The organism is Pelotomaculum propionicicum, assembly GCF_004369225.1.
Taxonomy (GTDB): Bacteria; Bacillota; Desulfotomaculia; order Desulfotomaculales; family Pelotomaculaceae; genus Pelotomaculum_B; species Pelotomaculum_B propionicicum.
This window is the reverse complement of record NZ_QFFZ01000040.1, coordinates 15,545-34,030: the sequence shown is the minus strand read 5'-3', so window position 1 is coordinate 34,030 and position 18,486 is coordinate 15,545. Positions and strand designations below refer to the sequence as shown.

General features: G+C 51.2%; 18 protein-coding genes. 1 reads left to right on the top strand and 17 read right to left on the bottom strand.

All coding sequences use genetic code 11. The annotated features are described in order from the left end of the window. Nucleotides 1-146 precede the first annotated feature (146 nt). The 17 genes from Pmgp_RS14720 to Pmgp_RS14640 form a co-directional block, all read right to left on the bottom strand. Nucleotides 147-1,025 (bottom strand): SpoIIE family protein phosphatase, encoded by an 879-nt coding sequence (locus tag Pmgp_RS14720; protein ID WP_243119879.1) that lies wholly within the window; start codon nucleotides 1,023-1,025, stop codon nucleotides 147-149. Between the two features lie 428 nt (nucleotides 1,026-1,453). Continuing rightward, nucleotides 1,454-2,473, bottom strand: a complete 1,020-nt coding sequence (gene splB / locus Pmgp_RS14715; RefSeq protein ID WP_134214734.1) for a spore photoproduct lyase — start codon at nucleotides 2,471-2,473, stop codon at nucleotides 1,454-1,456. A 94-nt stretch (nucleotides 2,474-2,567) separates the two neighbouring features. Further along, on the bottom strand, nucleotides 2,568-3,053 hold the full coding sequence (gene folK / locus Pmgp_RS14710; protein WP_134214733.1) for a 2-amino-4-hydroxy-6-hydroxymethyldihydropteridine diphosphokinase: 486 nt from the start codon (nucleotides 3,051-3,053) through the stop codon (nucleotides 2,568-2,570). A 75-nt stretch (nucleotides 3,054-3,128) separates the two neighbouring features. Continuing rightward, nucleotides 3,129-3,323 carry a sensor histidine kinase gene (locus tag Pmgp_RS14705; protein WP_192902945.1) on the bottom strand — a complete coding sequence of 65 codons (195 nt, stop codon included), beginning with the start codon at nucleotides 3,321-3,323 and terminating at the stop codon, nucleotides 3,129-3,131. 5 nt (nucleotides 3,324-3,328) lie between these two features. Continuing rightward, nucleotides 3,329-3,757 (bottom strand): response regulator transcription factor, encoded by a 429-nt coding sequence (locus Pmgp_RS14700; protein ID WP_134214731.1) that lies wholly within the window; start codon nucleotides 3,755-3,757, stop codon nucleotides 3,329-3,331. Between the two features lie 50 nt (nucleotides 3,758-3,807). Continuing rightward, nucleotides 3,808-4,176 carry a dihydroneopterin aldolase gene (folB, locus tag Pmgp_RS14695; protein ID WP_134214730.1) on the bottom strand — a complete coding sequence of 123 codons (369 nt, stop codon included), beginning with the start codon at nucleotides 4,174-4,176 and terminating at the stop codon, nucleotides 3,808-3,810. 189 nt (nucleotides 4,177-4,365) lie between these two features. Beyond that, nucleotides 4,366-5,571, bottom strand: coding sequence for a dihydropteroate synthase (folP, locus tag Pmgp_RS14690; RefSeq protein WP_134214729.1), 1,206 nt, complete (start codon nucleotides 5,569-5,571; stop codon nucleotides 4,366-4,368). A gap of 127 nt (nucleotides 5,572-5,698) precedes the next feature. Then, complete coding sequence (gene ndk, locus Pmgp_RS14685; protein ID WP_134214728.1) at nucleotides 5,699-6,148, bottom strand: nucleoside-diphosphate kinase; 450 nt, start codon at nucleotides 6,146-6,148, stop codon at nucleotides 5,699-5,701. Nucleotides 6,149-6,207: 59 nt separating this feature from the next. Continuing rightward, entirely contained in the window at nucleotides 6,208-8,040 is a 1,833-nt protein-coding gene (ftsH, locus tag Pmgp_RS14680; RefSeq protein ID WP_134214727.1) for an ATP-dependent zinc metalloprotease FtsH, read from the bottom strand. A 71-nt stretch (nucleotides 8,041-8,111) separates the two neighbouring features. Next, entirely contained in the window at nucleotides 8,112-9,521 is a 1,410-nt protein-coding gene (gene tilS, locus Pmgp_RS14675) for a tRNA lysidine(34) synthetase TilS (protein WP_134214726.1), read from the bottom strand. A gap of 365 nt (nucleotides 9,522-9,886) precedes the next feature. Continuing rightward, a complete protein-coding gene (locus Pmgp_RS14670) occupies nucleotides 9,887-11,152 on the bottom strand; it encodes an MFS transporter (protein WP_134214725.1) in 1,266 nt (421 codons plus the stop codon). Between the two features lie 127 nt (nucleotides 11,153-11,279). Next, complete coding sequence (gene spoIIE / locus Pmgp_RS14665; protein ID WP_134214724.1) at nucleotides 11,280-13,751, bottom strand: stage II sporulation protein E; 2,472 nt, start codon at nucleotides 13,749-13,751, stop codon at nucleotides 11,280-11,282. 77 nt (nucleotides 13,752-13,828) lie between these two features. Beyond that, on the bottom strand, nucleotides 13,829-14,710 hold the full coding sequence (locus tag Pmgp_RS14660) for a Ppx/GppA phosphatase family protein (RefSeq protein WP_134214723.1): 882 nt from the start codon (nucleotides 14,708-14,710) through the stop codon (nucleotides 13,829-13,831). 75 nt (nucleotides 14,711-14,785) lie between these two features. Next, nucleotides 14,786-15,169, bottom strand: a complete 384-nt coding sequence (locus Pmgp_RS14655; protein WP_134214722.1) for a S1 RNA-binding domain-containing protein — start codon at nucleotides 15,167-15,169, stop codon at nucleotides 14,786-14,788. A gap of 102 nt (nucleotides 15,170-15,271) precedes the next feature. Further along, the gene (locus tag Pmgp_RS14650) at nucleotides 15,272-15,691 is read right to left on the bottom strand and encodes an FtsB family cell division protein (protein WP_134214721.1); all 420 of its coding nucleotides are present in this window, start codon (nucleotides 15,689-15,691) and stop codon (nucleotides 15,272-15,274) included. Next, on the bottom strand, nucleotides 15,688-15,924 hold the full coding sequence (locus Pmgp_RS14645) for a helix-turn-helix transcriptional regulator (protein WP_134214720.1): 237 nt from the start codon (nucleotides 15,922-15,924) through the stop codon (nucleotides 15,688-15,690). The genes Pmgp_RS14650 and Pmgp_RS14645 overlap by 4 nt, the downstream gene beginning before the upstream one ends. 179 nt (nucleotides 15,925-16,103) lie before the next feature. After that, on the bottom strand, nucleotides 16,104-17,522 hold the full coding sequence (locus Pmgp_RS14640; protein ID WP_134214719.1) for an S-layer homology domain-containing protein: 1,419 nt from the start codon (nucleotides 17,520-17,522) through the stop codon (nucleotides 16,104-16,106). A 237-nt stretch (nucleotides 17,523-17,759) separates the two neighbouring features. Here Pmgp_RS14640 and spoIIR point away from each other — a divergent pair, with 237 nt between their 5' ends. Continuing rightward, the gene (spoIIR, locus tag Pmgp_RS14635; RefSeq protein ID WP_243119878.1) at nucleotides 17,760-18,461 is read left to right on the top strand and encodes a stage II sporulation protein R; all 702 of its coding nucleotides are present in this window, start codon (nucleotides 17,760-17,762) and stop codon (nucleotides 18,459-18,461) included. The last annotated feature ends 25 nt before the right edge of the window (nucleotides 18,462-18,486 follow it).

The window sequence follows — 18,486 nt, the reverse complement described above, 5'->3', positions numbered from 1 at the left end:
ATAATATTGCTAAAAGACCGCCAGTAATAATATTCCATAATTACCATTCCAAATGAGCTGATCCCCTTCTTATGGGTGGTAAACTTTTACGTGATCACAGTGGTAAACTTTTTGATTGACAAACACAAAAAATGCGTCCCCGGGACTTATTTCACCATAAACGCCAATACTACGATGTCGTCCCGCTGGGGCTCATCCTTCATGTATTCCTGCAATGCCGATTCAAATTCGGTTTTCATAGCTTCCATGGACAGGGCGCTGCTGTTTTGAATCAGGTTATAGAAACGTTTCCTTCCAAAAGGATAATTCTTATTTCCGCCATTCTGATGAATGAAGCCGTCAGAGGTAAGTATGAAAACATCTCCTTCTTTAACCGGCAGGACCGTATTTGTAAGACCGTCAGGCAGGACCGTGCCGTGGTAGCCCACTCCCTTTTTGTAACCCTTGCATACTTTCAGTTCCTGCTCCCTTTTAATATACAAACTTATATTTGCGCCTGCATATGATATTCTCGATTTATTTTTAATACAGCAGATGGTAATATCCAAACCGTCATCAGTGGTATCTGATTTTAAACCTTTATTTAAAGCCTGCTTCAAAAGCTTATCCAGCTCTCTTAAGATAATCTCCGGATCATCCTTGTTAATGCCTGTGACAATATTATACAAAACCGCATTGACCGTCATTGTCATCAAAGAGCCGGGAACTCCATGCCCGGTGCAGTCTCCCACCGCCAGGATCACGGTTTCGCCAATCTCCCGGACCCAGTAAAAATCCCCGCCGACAACATCCCTCGGCCTCCAGATCACGAAATGCTCTCTAAAAATACTCTTCAACTCATCTCCCGAGGGTAAGATGGACTCCTGCATCCTTTTGGCGTAATCGATGCTGTCCATTACCTTTTTATTTATCTCTCTCAGCTCAATTGTCCTGTCGGTAACCTTTTTCTCCAGTTCCATATTCAAAAGCAGCGCTTGTTTATACGGATTGGCTATTTTTCTGGATACAATGTAGAATACGGCCACAAAAAACCCCAACACCAGGACTTTAATGCTTCGCCCAGTTCTTCAATCAATCCTTGAGAGAAAGTTCCTGAAAAAATCAATTCGATATTTGATTCTTTCAATATCTTTTGGAGTTTGTAAATACCAGTATCAATCATTACCACTCACCCTTTATTAATGTAATAATACAACTATTCAGATAACAAATGACAGGAAATATTAACATAACATATTAAACCCAGATCCGGGAATAGAATCCAAAAACCAGTTGTCATACGGTATGAACCTCAATTTTTTCGTAAAAACCCCTTTGACGACAAAGAAAAATACTGATCATAATCAAGAATTAGTAAATTATCCAACCAAAACCATACCGAAATATGGTACCTTTAGAATATGGTAACATAATTATTTACCAATAATCAATCAGAACCACTCCTACGATCACATCAAATAAAATACTCCACCTTTGCCTGTGGGAAGAACTCCTGTGCCAGGCTGTGAAAATATTCCTTTATCTCTGCAAAGTGTTCTTTGGGGTAGACGTACTTTCCGTAGCCGAACTGCCCGAATTTAAAAGTCCTGGATTCTTCCTCCAGGTCAAGGCCTGTGTTTGGAAACACTTCCAGGATCGTGTTTTTAGCCCTTTTGGTAAAACGGTGGGTGATAAACTCAAAGGTGAGGTCGGGAGCTTTACCGTTTAGCTCTGACGCGGCTGTCTTGAATAAATCCCGGTAGTCTTCCTTCCAACCGTTAGCAACGATAATCGGCGCCACCAGAAAACCCAGGGGGTAACCTGCCGCCGCCACTTTTTCAGCCGCCGCCAGCCTTTCGGCCAAGGTTGGGGTGGCATGCTCGTAACGCCTGATCACTTCACCTGTGTTAATACTGAAGCGAAACCTGGTATGGCCGTTGTGAGGAACTCCCAGCAGCGTGTCCACATCGGTAAACTTGGTCACAAACCTGAAACGCCCTAAATCCTCCCGCCCGAAAAATTCAACAGTCCTAGCCAGCAGGCCGGTGTAAGGCTCGACCGGCACCGGGTCGGAAGTGGCGGCGCCTTCGAATACAGTTATTTCGGGTTTCCTCTTTTCCATGTAAGCTTTTGCGGCGCTTAAGATTTCTTCAATGTTGACATAGACACGGACATAAGGCTTTTTGCCCAGGTTGGTCAGTAAGTAGCAGTATTCGCACTTGCCCGGGCAGGATGTGGCCAGGGGCAGCTGAAAGTGGGCCGAGGGTTTGCACGCGGCAAAGTCCATGGTACGGCGGACTCCCACCACCAGGGTCCTTTTCGCTTCAAAATAGCCCTCTGTGCGGGTTCTGCCGGGAACGGAGGTGACCCGGTTATGGGAGGCCGTAAAGCTGGTTTCTATACCCTGTTGATTGAAATAACGCAGCAGTTCTTCCCCAAGAGGATAATTAAGCGCTTCCCGCTCGAAAATTACTCTTTTCGGTTCAAAGACCATATTACCACCCGCGTTTTATTATGTCCAAAAACTAAGCCGGAAAGAGAAGTCTCCTCCTTCCGGCCAAAATTTTATTATAAAAACCGGTCTTAAACTAAACTAACTTTTCTACAAACTGGTCTCTTAGGAGCAACCGGGCTAAATCGATTGCCTTACAACCGCCGGGTACTATCAATTCAGGCGCAATCTCCGCCAGAGGCGCCATTACAAAAGCACGTTCAGTCATACGGGGGTGCGGAACGACTAAGTCTGAAGCGCAGATTTTATCTTTGCCGTAAAGCAGCAAATCCAGGTCTATCGTGCGCGGCCCCCAGCGCTCGGTAGGCGCCCTTTCAAGCCTCTTTTCGATATCCTTGCAGAGTTTTAACAGCTCATGCGGGTTTATATTCGTCTCAATCTCCGCCACTGTATTGAAAAACATGTCCTGTTTGGGTTTGTAAAGTGGCGCGGTCCGGTAAAGGGACGCTACTTTTTTTACGTGCACACCAGGGTCCTCTTCCAATAGTTCCAGCGCTTTTTTTATATTGGCCTCTTTATCGCCTAAATTGCTGCCCAGGCCGATATAGGCGGTAGTAAGCATTATCCGACCTCCAGGGGTTTTAATTATTTTGTTTATATTATACAGTATTTTGGGCAGTAATGACCGGCAACAGGTTTAATAAAATTCGATAGTAATCATGGCGCCGCCTGTAGGCCCGTTAGCGGCGGCAATACGCCAGCCGTGCCCGTCCACAATATTTTTCACAATGGCCATGCCCAGCCCTGTCTTGCCCCTGGTCCCTTTATAGAAACGGTCAAAAAGCCTTTCCAGGTCCTGCTGGGCAAAGCCGCCTCCGTCATCCTGAAACACCAGTTTCAGCCTTTCAGCGCTTCGGTGTGGAAGGCCAGTTCTTTCAAATATTTGATACCGCCGCGGGGAGGAGCGGCGGTCCCCCTCAAAATGTTCTTAATCCTAGCCAGCAGTTCTCTTGGGCTGAACGGCTTGGCCAGGTAGTCATCAGCGCCCAGTTCCAGCCCCAGTACCCGGTCCAGTTCCTCACCTCTGGCGGATACAAAGATAATCGGCGTATCCCCCGACTTTCTGATCGTGCGGCAAAGCTCCAGGCCGTCCATACCCGGCATGGTGATATCCAGCACGAATAAATCCGGCGGGACCCGCCGCACGGCATTCAGCACATCTTCCGCGCAGGAAAAAGCTTCTGCCTGGAACCCTTCCTTGACCAGGTATTTTTTAAGCAGGTCACGGATGTTGGCCTCATCGTCAACAATATAAATGGTTTTCATTTGATCTCCCCCAAAAAGCCAAGACATCAAAAAAATTGTCTGTTTCTATTCTAAATTCTTTGTTCTTTTTTCCGCTTTATTTCCACAGCCGCCCAGGTGAAGCTGCCCGGCAGGGGCGCCTGGGGCTTTTTCACCCGTACCAGAACCTCTTCCAGGGGAAACTGCGCCAGCAGGGCCCCGGCTACAGACTCAGCCACGGATTCAATTAAAAGGCGGGGAGGGCCGCAGACTATAGATCGCACCAGTTCGAACACCCGGGCGTAATTAACAGTAAAATCGAGGCTGTCTGTCGCCCCGGCCCGGCGCAGGTCCAAGTAAAGCTCCACATCCACGATAAAACGCTGTCCCAGGCTTTGCTCCTCCGGCCTGGCGCCGTGGTAGCCGTAAAATTCCATTCCTTCCAGACTGATCTTATCCATAACCGCCCCTCTTTACATTTATCGTCAAAAAGGTAAGACCATTTACCCTAGCCTTAGGTCGTAGGCTATAGGACGTAAGTATATCCTGCACCCCTAACGGGTCCACAATAAAAGTAAGAATTACTTTACAATCACTTCTTACGCCTTACGCCTTATAGCCTACGGCTTCTTTTTCCCACGTCTCACGGCTCACTTCTCACTTCCCTCGTCCCACCTGCCCATGATGGCGTCGGTCATTCTGGCCACTCTGACCATCTCTTTCACATCATGCACCCGCACAATGTGGGCGCCATTAGCAGCGCCAACTGCGACAGTCGCAGCAGTTCCCTCCACCCGTTCTCCGACAGGCAGGTTTAGCACCTTGCCGATTGTGGACTTGCGGGAGGGGCCGATTAAAACCGGCTGGCCCAGACAGCGCAGTTCCTTTAACCTTCTCAGCGCCTCCAGGTTTTGCTCTGCTGTTTTGCCAAAACCAAGACCTGGATCAATTATGATCTTTTCACGGGGGAGCCCCGCCTGCTGTGCCATGCTGATGCTTTCCCGGAAAAACTCAACCATATCTCCCATCAGGTCCCGGTAATCTGTACCTTTTTGGTTATGCATCAGCACCAGAGGCGCTCCGTAGGCGGCGGCAAGGTCCGCCAGCGCCGGGTCTGCCCGCAGGCCCCACTGGTCGTTGATGATATGAACGCCCAAATCCAGCGCCCGCCTGGCCACTGCCGCCTTGGTCGTATCAATTGAAATAGGGACAGGCAACTCCTGTACCAGCTTTTTTAAGACCGGTATGACCCTGGCTAGTTCTTCCTCTTCGGCTACCGGTGTATATCCCGGCCGGGTGGACTCACCACCCAGGTCGATGATATCGGCTCCGTCAGCCACCAACTGCCCGGCCCGCTCCACCGCCCAACCGGGGTCGGCATATTTCCCCCCGTCCGAAAAGGAGTCCGGGGTCACATTGAGGATCCCCATGACCAGGGTTTTATCCCCCAGGCGTATGGTTTTCCCCCGGCAGTCCAGGTCATATGGGCTAAAACCCTCCTGGCCGTCCAGCGCCTCCTTGATCCGCCGGGCCAGGTCCGCCAGGCCGAACGGCTGGCAGGCGAGTTTAGCCAAAAAATGCTCATACTGCCTCAAGGTGCCCATCAGCAGCACTTTCGTTTCCGCCACGGAATGGTCGACCACACCCCGGGCAACAGCAGCCTCACCGCCCTTGCCTAGCATCTCCTGTTTGATAATATTGGCCTGTTTGGGCTGCACTCCGTCCAGCATGACCAGCCTGTGCACAGCCTTAGGCGCCATCCAGCCGCAGCCGGCCGCGTCCGCCCCGACTTCGGCAATCACCCGGCGGGCCTCTGATTTGTTTTCAACTATGACACTGTAAACTCTGATTGCCATTGATATTCCTCCCGGTTTCATAATCCGGCGCCACACTTGGAAAAATTATAAAGCGGCCGGCCAAGAAAAGCAATGTCCCGCAGGTGAAAAAACAAAACGGCCCTGCGGCCGTTTCAAAGTAGACATTTTATTCGTATATCCAACCGTCGACTTCCCGGCTGTATTCGACCAGCTCTTCCTCTTTAAAGAACAGGCTGATCTCCCTGGCCGCGCTTTCCAAAGAATCCGAACCGTGGATGATATTACGGCCGATGTCTATGCCGTAGGCGCCCCTGATCGTGCCCGGCGCCGCTTTCAGCGGATTGGTCGCGCCCATCATATCCCGCGCCGCGCTGACAGCGTCTTTGCCTTCGATCACAAAAGCCACCACCGGGCCGCTGGTGATAAACCCGACCAGCGATTCAAAAAATGGTTTGCCCGCGTGCTCGCCGTAGTGTTTTTCAGCCATTTCCCTGCTGATCCTGAGCATTTTCAGCCCGACAATTTTAAATCCCTTTTTTTCGAACCTGCTGATGATTTCCCCGGCCAGGTTGCGCTGGACACCATCGGGCTTTACCATAAGATATGTACGTTCCATATTGAAATTACCTCCTCATAAAAGCGCCCGCAGCCTGGCCGCGGGCGCATTTTTATATTTTAAGCGTTTCTGCCGTTTTTCCGCTCTCCCTCACCAGCCTGTTTCATCAACTCGGCAAACTCTTCAGCTTCTATGGTTTCTTTTTCAAAAAGGGTCTTAGCTACCAGGTGCAGGGTTTCCAGGTGCTCTTCCAGAAGTCCTTTAGCCTTGCTGTAGGACTGGTCGATAGTCTGCCGCACCTGGACGTCGATGGCGTTGGCCACCTCTTCGCTGTAGTTGCGGTCCCTGGCCAGGTCCCGGCCCAGGAAGGGAGTATCGGTCTTGCGCCCGTAGGTCATCGGCCCGAGGTCGCTCATACCGAATTCCATGACCATCTTTCTCACCAAATCGGTGGAGCGCTCCAGGTCGTTTTGAGCCCCGGTGCTGATTTCCTTTAAGACCAGGTCCTCGGAGACACGCCCGGCCAAAAGCATGGTCACCTGGTCCAGCAGCTGGGACTTGGTCGCGTAATAGCGGTCTTCCTTCGGCAGGAGCAGTGTATAGCCGCCTGCCCTGCCCCTGGGTATGATCGAAACCTTGTGCACCGGGTCGGTATTCGGGAGCAGGAAGCCCACCACGGCGTGCCCGCCCTCGTGGTAACAGACCAGCCACTTCTCTTTTTCACTGATAACCTTGGATTTCTTCTCAGGCCCGGCGATTACCCGCTCAATGGAGTTTTCCAGGTCGGCCATGGTAATCTTTTTCCTGTTTTGCCTGGCCGCCAGGAGCGCCGCCTCATTGGTCAGGTTGGCCAGGTCCGCCCCGGTAAAGCCCGGCGTCCGGCGGGCCAATACCTCGAGGCTGACCGTCTCTTCCACCGGCTTGCCGCGCATGTGGACTTTCAGGATCTCTTTGCGCCCGTTTACATCAGGCGAGTCAACGACCACCTGGCGGTCAAAACGCCCCGGCCGCAGGAGGGCCGGGTCCAAAATATCGGGCCTGTTGGTGGCTGCCAGAATAATAATACCCTCGTTGGGCGAGAAGCCATCCATTTCGACCAGGAGCTGGTTCAGTGTCTGCTCGCGCTCATCGTGGCCGCCGCCCAGGCCGGCGCCCCGCTGCCGCCCCACGGCGTCAATCTCGTCAACAAAAACAATGCAGGGTGAGTTCTTTTTGGCCTGATCAAAAAGATCGCGAACCCTGGAAGCTCCCACACCAACAAACATTTCAACAAAGTCAGAGCCGCTGATGCTGAAGAAAGGCACCCCGGCCTCGCCGGCCACCGCTCTGGCCAGGAGGGTCTTGCCGGTCCCGGGCGCGCCGAACAGCAGCACCCCTCTGGGAATCTTGGCGCCCAACTCCTGAAACTTTTTCGGGTTCTTCAGGAATTCAACGATCTCTTCAAGCTCTTCTTTGACCTCGTCCGCCCCCGCCACATCGGCGAAGGTGACTTTCTTTTTATCATCACTGTGCAGTCTGGCCCTGCTTTTGCCGAAAGACATCACCCGGTTGCCGCCGCCCTGGGTCTGCTGCATCAGGAAGAAGAACAGGATTACAAACAACAGTATAGGCAAGAGAGTGGTCAGGAGACCGGTCCACCACCCGGGCTGGGGAGGCGGCTCGCTCGTCCATTCCACCTTCTTTTCTTTCAAAAGCCTGAATAAGTCCCCGTCGGTCGCCGGTCCTTTGGACTCAAACTTCGTCCCGTCGGTTTTCTCGCCTGTGACAGTGTTGGTACCGCTTTCAGTCTGAATGACAACCGACTTTACCTGTCCCTGATTCACAAGCTCTAAGAACACACTGTACTTGATCGGTGAGGGGACAGCTCTGGTGGGCGTTGTATATTTCAGCAAGGCGATAATAACCAGAACAATAAGCAAATATATGCTAAGGTTTTTTACAACCTTGTTCACGATGACACTCCTTCCGTAAAAACGCACTAACCCATAATGAGTATTTTAACATATTTCAGCAACCGTTTCAATCAAAAGCATCTGCCGCGGCCCAGTTTTAAACGCAGTACCCTTGCTGTGCAGCCGTCCACTTTCCACTTCTCTCCAGTCCGCATGCCGCCCACCCAGACGATCTCACCCGGTGTGCCGACAAGCGGGACCCGGTCCCTTTCCTCGCGCGCCACCTTTTGTTTGATAAAAAAGTCTTTGAGTTTAGTCGCCGCAGGGCTGCCGTATGGTTGAAACACATCTCCCGCCAGGCGGCTGCGCACAAAAAGCGATTCCGGCAGTTTGCCGGCGTCCAGCAAAGCCTCTGACGGCGGCAGGTCTGCCGGGTTCGGTGCGCCGGTATAAGGTATTTCCTCAGCGTAAATTGTCTGGTCCAACTCGGGCAGATAAGTGGCGCCAGGCACCTGCAAAGGATAGATATAATAAGGAGTCCCGGGATTTTCCCGCAATTTTTTCAGTTCAAGGGAGGAATGGCGCCGCACAGCCGCAGTGTTCAGGGGCATACCGGCCTGCGCGCCGGTTTCGCCGTTGTCAATTAAGTCCAGCACCGCCTGGGTATGCTTAAAGTCCAACACCCTTTCCCTGCCGGTTAAGCACTGCCAGGCCTTGCGCAGGGCCCGGCGCCGGATAGCCACAGGCATGCCTTTAAGCTTACCCAGACTTAGAGATATACTTTCCCCTATTGGACAATCAAGAGCATCCTTGAATGCCTTCTCCACCTGATCATCCAGGAAGCTATCCTCTTCCCGGCTGATTTCACCCAGCCGGAGCAAAGCCGGCACCAGGCCCGGGTTGTAGTCTCTGACCAGCAGCGGCATCAGGTTCAGCCTGACCCGGTTTCTGGCGTATACGGGCTGCAGGTTGGAAGAATCCTGGCGGAAGGACAAATTCTGCTCACGGCAATACCGCTCAATTTCAGCGCGCCTGACTTCCAGTAGTGGCCTGATATACAGGTTATCCCTTACGGGAAGGATGCCTTTGAGGCCTGTGGTACCCGCACCTCTCAAAAAATTGATCAGGATCGTCTCAGCCTGGTCATCAGCCTGGTGCGCCAGGGCAATTCTTGCCGCCCCCACCTGGCGCGCTGTCTCACAAAGAAACTCATAACGCACTTTCCGCGCGGCCACCTGTTTGGAGAGACCGCTTTGCCGCCTGTAGGCCGGAACATCAACGGATTTTATAGTGGCGGGCAGGTTGCAGCGCCCGGCCATCTCAGCCACAAATACCGCGTCGTTATCCGATTCCCGCCCCCGGAACATGTGGTTTAAGTGGGCCACGTGCAGGGATATTCCCAGGTCATCTTTCAGCAAGTGCAAAATATGCAGCAGCGCTGTTGAGTCCGGGCCGCCCGACACAGCCACGACCACCCGGCAGCCGCGCTCAACCATGCGGTGGCGGACCATAAAAGCGCTGACCTTCTTAAGCAAGTCCATTCAACTTTCACCTATATATGTCGTAGGCCGTATTATTTAGTCGTATGCCGTAGGGCGTAGGCCGTAGTTTTCAGTCGTATGTCATAAGCCGCAGGCCGTAGGTATATCCTGCATTCCTTTTGGGTCTTTGACCTATTATACTTTCTTGCATACCTACGTCTTACGACCTATAGCTTACGACATAATTTGCCTACGTCTTACGACCTATAGCTTACTGCTTCATGAGACAGGGGAACCGTCCCCTTGTCTCAGATCACTTGTCTCATCTTGAAAATTGGGCTTAAGCCACATCTGCCTAATTCAACACCGCTTAAAGCTTTTCCTGCCGCGGTCCTGCGCTGTGATGGCAAAAAATAGTTTTACCATTAATTTACCTGTCTTAGAATGTGACGGTCAATTTCACTCTTAAGCATTGAAACTTTGCTCAAAAAAAACAGTGCGGCGATTATACACAATAATCCGCTGAAAAGTAAGGTTGCGGAAGCGCCAATCCGGCTGGCCAGACCGCCGGCTATTAAATTGCCAAAAGGAGCCATGCCTATAAACGACATGGTAAAAAGGCTCATTACCCGCCCCCTTTTGTCATCATCAACTATGGTTTGTAAAATAGTGTTGTTTGATACCATCTGGATCATCGCGCCGAAGCCCGTAAACAACATTACCGGCAGGGACAGCCAAAAAATACGGGACAGGGAAAGCATGACCAGTCCGGCGCCTAATGACCCTACGGCCAGGGGAATCATACCTCCCAGCCCCTTTACATTTTTGCGTGATGCCAGGTAAACAGCCCCGGTTACCGCGCCGATGCCGGTTCCTGTCATTAAAAAACCGTAAATGTGTGCCCCGCCGCTTAAAACATCGCGGACCACAACCGGCATAAGCACGGTATATGGCATGCCAACCATGCTGATAAATGCGGACAAAAGTAAGATAGATTTTATTGCCTCTGAGCTGAAGGCATATCTTAAACCTTCTCCAAGTTCCTGAATAATACGGGTATCATTTCTCTCCTTCCTGGCTGTTTCAAGCCTCATCGCCAGCAGGGCGGCAATAACCGCTATGTAGCTTAGGCCGTTCAGTAAAAAACACATGCCTTCACCCAGCAGGGCGATCAGGATCCCGGCCATAGTTGGCCCGACCAGACGGGCGCCGTTAAAAAGGAAGGAGTTCAAGGCAATGGCGTTGGGCAGGTCTTCTTTATTTTCCACCATCTTTACCACCAGTGACTGGCGGGACGGTATATCAAAAGCATTGACAATACCAAGAAAAAGGCTCAGTACAACCAGGTGCCAGACAGCTATTATGCCTGTAAGAGTAAGCCCGGCCACAATAAAAGCCTGAACCATGGCCAGGGTCTGGGTCACAATCAGGATCCGGCGCCGGTCCCGGCGGTCGGCCAGGACACCGGCCAGAGGGGCGAGGACAAACGACGGTATTTGACCTGTAAAGCCAATCACTCCCAGCAGGAGCGGTGAATCTGTCAGGCGGTAGACCAGCCAGCTCATGGCGATTATTTGCATCCAGGTGCCGATCAGGGAGATACCCTGGCCCCCGAAAAAGAGGCGGTAGTTCCTGCTGCCCAGTGCCCGCAAGATATTGTAATTAAAAATGCTTCCCGCGTTTATTCTCATTTATTCGCCCTGCGCCTGCTGCTTTCTTTTTAGCATTATACCCCGAACAGTTTTAGCTTGAAAAGTTTGCGCGGGAATGAAATAAGGGATAACCATTTCATGTCAAAAGATTATCCCCCGCCTGCGGTTATTTTTTTAAATGTTTTTGTTTTTCCAGCCTGGCCACCAGCACGGTCATGTCGTCGGGCGCCCTGGCCGCGCCGCCCGCCCCGGCCTGGGCCAGCTTCAAAATGAGATCAGCCATTTCCTGAGGCTGCATGTCCACCACGTCCAGTAAAACCCCGGCCAGCCATTCTTCCCTGCTGCCGCTGCCCTTGTAGGCGTCAAGGATGCCGTCGGTGACCATCACCAGCAGGTCACCAGCCTGGCAAGTCCTGGTCAGGGTGGATACTTCGAGGTCTTCGATAATGCCTACCGGCAAAGAACAGGACTTAATCTGCTCCACTTGACCATCGCGGATCAGGAATGTGGGGACCGCCCCAATTTTTATAAAATCAGCCTGCCCGGAATTGAGGTTTATCACTGACAGGTCAACAGTAGCGAAAGTTTCGCCCGGCGAGCGCAGGACCAGGATTGAATTAACTGTTTTTATGGCCAGATCCTGCCCGAAACCCGATTCCAGGAGATGGCGCAGCAGTGAAATGGTTGTGCCGCTTTCCAGCGCGGCACGCGGTCCCGCTCCCATGCCGTCGCTTAGGATCAGGGCCAGCCTGCCGCCTTTAAGGTGTAAAAACGCGTAGCTGTCACCGGATACTATGCTCCCGTTTTTACCTATTCCGGCAGCTCCTAAAAATAGGCGGTAGTTCTGTTCCGGGTAAAATCTCAAGTGACAGGAGGGATCTCCCTCCCTGAAGGTACATGCCGGGGTCGACATGTAAAAAGGCTGTTCCAGCAGTTTGGCAAGCACAGGCATTATTAAATCCCGGCATTCCATGACCGCGCTGCAGGGAAGGTGGGCCAGGGAAACTTCTATAGCCCCGTCTTCCCTGCGGTATACGGACAGGCTTTCCACCTGGACGCCCGCTTCCTTTAACTTTCTGCGCAGGGCCGGCCCAACTTCCCCCGCTTCTACTTCGTACGCCAATTCGCCCGGCAGTCCGGCCATTACCTCGGAGATGCCCCTCAGCTGCTCGGCGACAATTTCCCTGCTCTCCAACAGCCGGTGCGACCAGTAGCGGTTCAGGTTATATGTTTCATAAAGGCAGCTGATGGTAATGGCCAGTTCTTTGGTCCTCGAGCAGCGCCTTTTGATCTCGTCAGGCAGGTTGTCCGGCGTAACTTTGCCGTATAATTCAACCAGGGCGATGAGATCGATCAAGCCCTGGTAAGTCTTGTAAAACTCTCTTTCCCAACAGGTCCTGTAGAATGTACAGTCACTGCAGATCTTTTCTCCCACCTGATTGATCAGCCTTTGCAGCCCCTGCTCTTCCCAGTCCTTACCGGTGGTTGAGGACACCTGGTCAAAGGTCCTGGACAGCTCCCTGAGCACCCTGGCCCAGTTTCTGATCCGGGCTTCAAATATTTCCTTGTAAAAAAACCCTTCCTCAGGTGTTTCTTTTGCCCCGGGGGACTCCAGACCCAGAGACACTTTCAAATCCTCTAGAAATACTGCCGGGACCAGCAGAAAAAACAGTGTGGCCAGCCCTGTTTCTGCTAGAATGGCAATCATATTGCCATAATCATTTATATAAACCGACAGAATGATATTGCCCAGGATGAATCCGGTAGCCACACCGGGCTTGCCGAAATTTCTGCAGATCCCGCCCAGCAAACCGGCGAATGAGTAAGCCCCCACTAACACCGGCGCCGTGACATAAGCCAGGCCGGGAATGGTCCCCACCACAGCGCCGGCGCCGGCGCCGGCGCCGGCGCCGCCGACATACGCCGCCAGCAGTATAACAAGCTTGCTCAAGACGCCCTTTACGCTGATCATCTCATACTTGAGGTCACCGGTGCCGGCAATAAGCCCTCCCAGGATCAGCAATAAACAAAAAATTTCTTCTCCGGAAAAAGGGTAAACTCCGTCAGCCTTTTTTTTCAGCGCTTCAACGCCGTATAACATAACCGGCGTGAGCAGGGCGGCAAACACAGCTTCAAATAATACACTGAAGTAACCGTACGAAGAAGGGGAATTGTAAGCTATAAAGGAAGCTTTAACCACCACGGTCGCTGCCAGAACCAGCGCCGGCAGCACCAGCCAGGGCCTTTTCATCTCAGCCGGCGCCGATCTGATTAAAAGCCAGGTGCAAAGCATGGTAAGAAGTGAGCTGGTAAATGGGATGCCCCGGCTGACTGTAGCCAGGCCGAGGATAACAGAGAGGACCGCCAGGACCCCGGAACGGCCGCGGATCCTGATGGCGGCAGCCACAAAAGAAGCTCCGAAAGGCGACAGCTCGCCCAGTAAAACCGCACGCCCCAGAAAGAAACCGGCGCAGGCCAGCACCAGTGATTCCGAATTTACAACCTGCCTCACTTTAGCCCTGAACAAAGGAGATTGTCTTTTGCCGTTTTTTGTACTGACGCCGGGCCGGTGTTTGCTTTTTTCACTCCCGGACCGGTGATACGGATAGATCTCGGGACTTTCTAACAATAGATCCACCCCTTATACTTTTTCTGTAATAAGATTATTATAGTATAAGCAGGTGGAATATAATGTCATCTTTGGTAAGCACTGTATTACTTTATTTCGACTTCCTCCAGTATAAGACCGCAAAGCATGTCACATTCGCTAATGTACATCCAGCTGAAGCCCAACCCGTTTAAAACTATTTTCAGGATAAGCACTCCCGCGACGATAATATCAGCTCTCTCAGGCTGCAGGCCCGGCACTTTTTTTCTTTCCTTTAAATCCATGTTTTTCAGCATGCTTAAGATCCTGTCCACACTGGCGGCGCTTAAGCAATAACCATGCACCTGCTCAGGCTCATAAACAGAAAGCCGCTGGTCAATGGCAGCCAGAGTAGTCGCCGTCCCCCCTACCCCCACCAGGTTTTTAAAGGACAGTTTCTTTATTTCCTCAAGGGCCGGCCTGAAAAGAGCTGTGATTTCCTCCTCACCCGCACCGGTTTCGGTCATCCGCACAGCCCCGGCGTTGATACTAACCAGGCGCAAATTGCCCGCTTGGCGCCAGGTGAGCTCGGTGCTGCCGCCGCCTATATCCAGGACTACAGTGGAATGGGGCGGCACCATCAGACCTGAAAGCACCCCCTTGTAACTCAGGGCAGCCTCTTCTTCCCCGCTCAATACCCGCAGCCGTAACCCGGCACTTTTTTGCACCAGTTCCCAAAACTCACCCTTATTGGCCGCGTCCCGGACAGCGCTGGTGGCAGCTACTATAACTTTTTCAGCACCCAGGTTCAACGCCGTTTCATTGAACAATTTCACGGCCTGCACCGTTCTCTCCATAGCCTCCCGCTGCAATAAGCCCCTGGTGATACCTTTCCCCAAGCGGGTGGTGTAAAGCCCTGTTTCTATCCTTTTGAGAACCCCGCCTGACTCCCCGGCGACCAGCAGCCTGGTGGAATTCGTCCCGACATCAATAGCGGCGATACGCCTCACATTTCTCACATCCAACTAATTTATTACCATAAAATAACAAAAGCAACTCTCACGGTGAGAATTGCTGTTTTCCTCTTATTCCGCTTTCCTGCCGGAACCGCGCCCGCCTCTTTTTGATTCGGTATTCCGCTTTAAAACCTGTTGGCGCTCTTCACTTTCTTTAAGGAACTTGGCCAGTTTTTCTTCAAAGGAAGGCTGAAATTTTTTCTTGGCCGGGCGCACCGAAGGATTGGCCTGTTTCATGGAAAGGCCGATTTTACCTTTCGGATCTACGGAAATCACTTTCACGGTAACCCTGTCGCTGGCTTTCAGGAAATCGTGAACGTCCTTTACATAAACCTCTGCAATTTCTGAAATATGCACCAAACCAGTTTCTCCACCGGGCAGCTCAATAAAAGCACCGAAATTCGTAATACCGGTGACAACGCCCTCCAAGACGCTCCCCAGCTCAATCGGCATAACTGACAAAATTCCTCCTTAAAACTCACAAAAAACCTAGTGTAATTATATGCGAATTAAACGGAGAGTGTCAAGAAACATCTGGGTTTTCTATATTTAACTTTAGTCAGCTACAACATTTTGTGACGAAGGGCTTTGAATTCCCTTTACCTGGGTCCCCGGCTCCACCGGGATTACTCTGGTCTCGCCCGGCTTGATCAGGCCTATCTTCTCCCGGGCGGTTTTTTCAATATAGGCGTCGCTTTGCACCATGCGCAGCTCTTCACGCAGGGTGGCGTTTTTTTGCTGCAAATCCTGCACCTGCTGCTGGATATTACTGACGTCCTTGCGCATGTTGGCAAGCTTGTTGAACTGCCCGTAGAAAGAAAAAGCCATGTACGCCAGGAGGAACACACCTATTAATGCCGGTATCCTGCTGCGGGACAAATTGAAGGATTTTTTAGGCCGGGGCCGCCTGCCGGTCGCAGCCTTTTTCTCCAGTGGATAAAATTCTTCCCATTCCTTCCTTAAAGGCTGGTTCACTGCTTAACCTCCTCTTCCTCGTCAATTCCAAAGAGAGCCAGGTTTTGACCGGGTATGACGATCACCACTTCGTACCCTTTGGTCCTGGCCCGGCTGTATAATGTTGAGACAGTGCTGGGGCTTAAATTGAGCTGTTTGGCTACCCTGTCCGTTGAATAGCCCATCTCTTTTAAAGTCACAACCTGCCGTTCCCTGAAACTGAGTCTTTCAGCGCCCCTTATTTCAATTTTCATATTAATCTGCTCCTGCCGTTAAACCGGTGCTGTCCACAAAATGAGTACAAAGTAACTACAAACTTTCTACATTAACAAGATTATTCCTTCTTTTGGGCAAAAAAAAATTTACTTTTAAATAAAAAAGCGGCCGGGGCGTCCCCTGACCGCTTCTTAATCGCCGCGTATTTCGCTTGTGATTAATTGGTTTCAAATCTCCAGTCTGATCCTGTGAGACCTTCAAAATTTACCCCGCTGTCTTCTTCTTCAAGATAGTCAGCCTTAATCGTGACCTCAAAAGTGCTGTCCTCAGCAAGCGGCTCTTCCAAAGTGATAACCAGCGTGTCTTCATCAATTTCAATACTTTCTATATCCACATATTCTTCTTCTGTTTTATTGTAGACCCGTGCAGCGTTATCCAGATCCTTGCCGGAAATCACCCGAATGTCATCGCTGAATTCAGCTTTGAGGACCCGGGTGTCCGGCCCGTTCACGTCATCGTCCCCGTCGGCGGGGCTCAGACTTACAATATCAAAATCCTCTTCTTCTTCAGCATCACCTGTGCTGAATTCCCACTCGCCGCCGCTCAGCCCGTCGAAGTTTTCCCCGGACTCTTCGGCCTCTATGATATCCTCATCAATAGTAACGCGGTATGTTTTGTCGTCCGCGAGCGAATCCTCCAGTTCAATATACAGGTACCTGCCGTCTATAGATACCTCATCTATGTCAATATATTCATCTTCGGTAACATTTTTCACTTTGACGCCGTCCGTGACACTTTCCATGTCATCCGCCGCCTCAATTGCCATGTTAAACTTGGCGGTCAGCTTGGTGATGTCCGGGTCAACATCTTCACTTCCGTCAGCGGGAGACAGACTGACAATTTCAAGGTCAGAGTCATTATCGCTGTCGTCATTATCGTAGATTCCCTCTGACTCAGCCAGCATGATCCGGTAAATGATAGACGCCATCTCCGCCCTGGTTACAGGTCTGTTGGGCTGAAACATATTGCCTGGATACCCGACCATATAGCGGTTTTTACACATCCCGCCTATGTACGATCTGGCGAAATACGGTATCTCGTCATCATCCTCGAAGGAAGTCTGGTCATCCTCTTCCAAACCTATAGCCCTGGCCGCCCAGATTGCCACCTCGTACCTTTTAGCCGGCTCCCATCCTTTAAATCTTTCGGCTTCAGCTTCAGTCAGGATCCCTTCTTCGACGGCGTAATTCATACACTCCCTCATCCAGTCCGGCACATTATCGTCTAAATCAAGGTCCTCGTCTGCCGTTCCGTCAAAGCCTGATGCCCTGGAAATCATCATAATCGCTTCGTATTTTGTCACCGGATTGTTAGGCCTGAAGGTGAAATCAGGGTAACCTGTTACTATTCCCTGCGTTATCATGAAACGGACAGGCTGTTCGGCCCAGTGTGAATTCACATCAGTTAACTTATTGGTTTTGACATCGCTCTGAATTTTAATTTTCCATTTTCCTTTACCATTTCCAATACTATTACCATTGCCATTGCCGTGACCAGGGCTGGCGTAAGAAGCGCTTGCCATCACCAGCACCAAAATAGCGGCTAACAGTAAGGTAATACTACCCTTTTTAAACATTCCGTGCACCCCCGTTTTTAGTTCTTTGGTTAAATCCTGACCTTTATCCTGGTATATCCATATCCCTCCCTTCCGGACTTAAGTTCCTATACAGTTAATACGGTTAATTAAAAAAAATTAAGGGGTGCCAACTAACTGGAAAATATAACTATTTTTTTAGGGAATGTTAATCATGCCTTCCAGTTGGTGATACTATAACCAGTTATTAAAATTGCCCGGGAAATGAGGTAACCGCGGTTGAAGAAAAAAATGGTAATTATTTTGAGTGTTTTTTTGATACTGCCGGGAGCGGCGCTGATTTACAGCATGCGGGATAAATCACAGGAGACGGTATACGCCCCCGGCCATTTAATCAGGCTGCACGTGGTGGCCAACAGTGACAGCGCCTCCGACCAGGAACTGAAAAGAAAAGTCAGGGATGAAATCATCCGGTATACACAGCCTGCATTGATCAAGGCTGACAACCTGGATTCCGCCAGGTCGATCGCCAGGGCTAACCTGGCAGGCATCAAAGAAGTTGCCGACCGGGAAATTAAAGCACAGGGAAAAACATACCCGGTCCAGGTGGAGATGGACAGTTTCTCTTTCCCCACCAAGCATTACGGCCCTTTCATACTTCCCGCCGGTGATTACGAAGCGGTAAAAGTGACTATCGGCGCAGGAGGCGGGGCCAACTGGTGGTGCGTACTCTTCCCGCCCCTTTGTTTTGTGGACATGTCCAAGATGGCTGAAAGCCCACAACCCGTGCAGGCAGTATCAACAGACAGAAACCCGCCGCCGGAGAGCAAAGAAAGCAGCGGCAAGCCGCCGGAGCCGGAAGTTCTCCCAATAACCCCGCCCGGCACCGTGGAAACAGGTTTGGCCCGGGCTGAAAAAGAAGTGGTGACTGTTGAGTATCGCTTTAAAGTGCTAGATTTTGTCCGAAGTTTTTTTGCCTAAGGAAAGGGGACACACCTCTACCTTG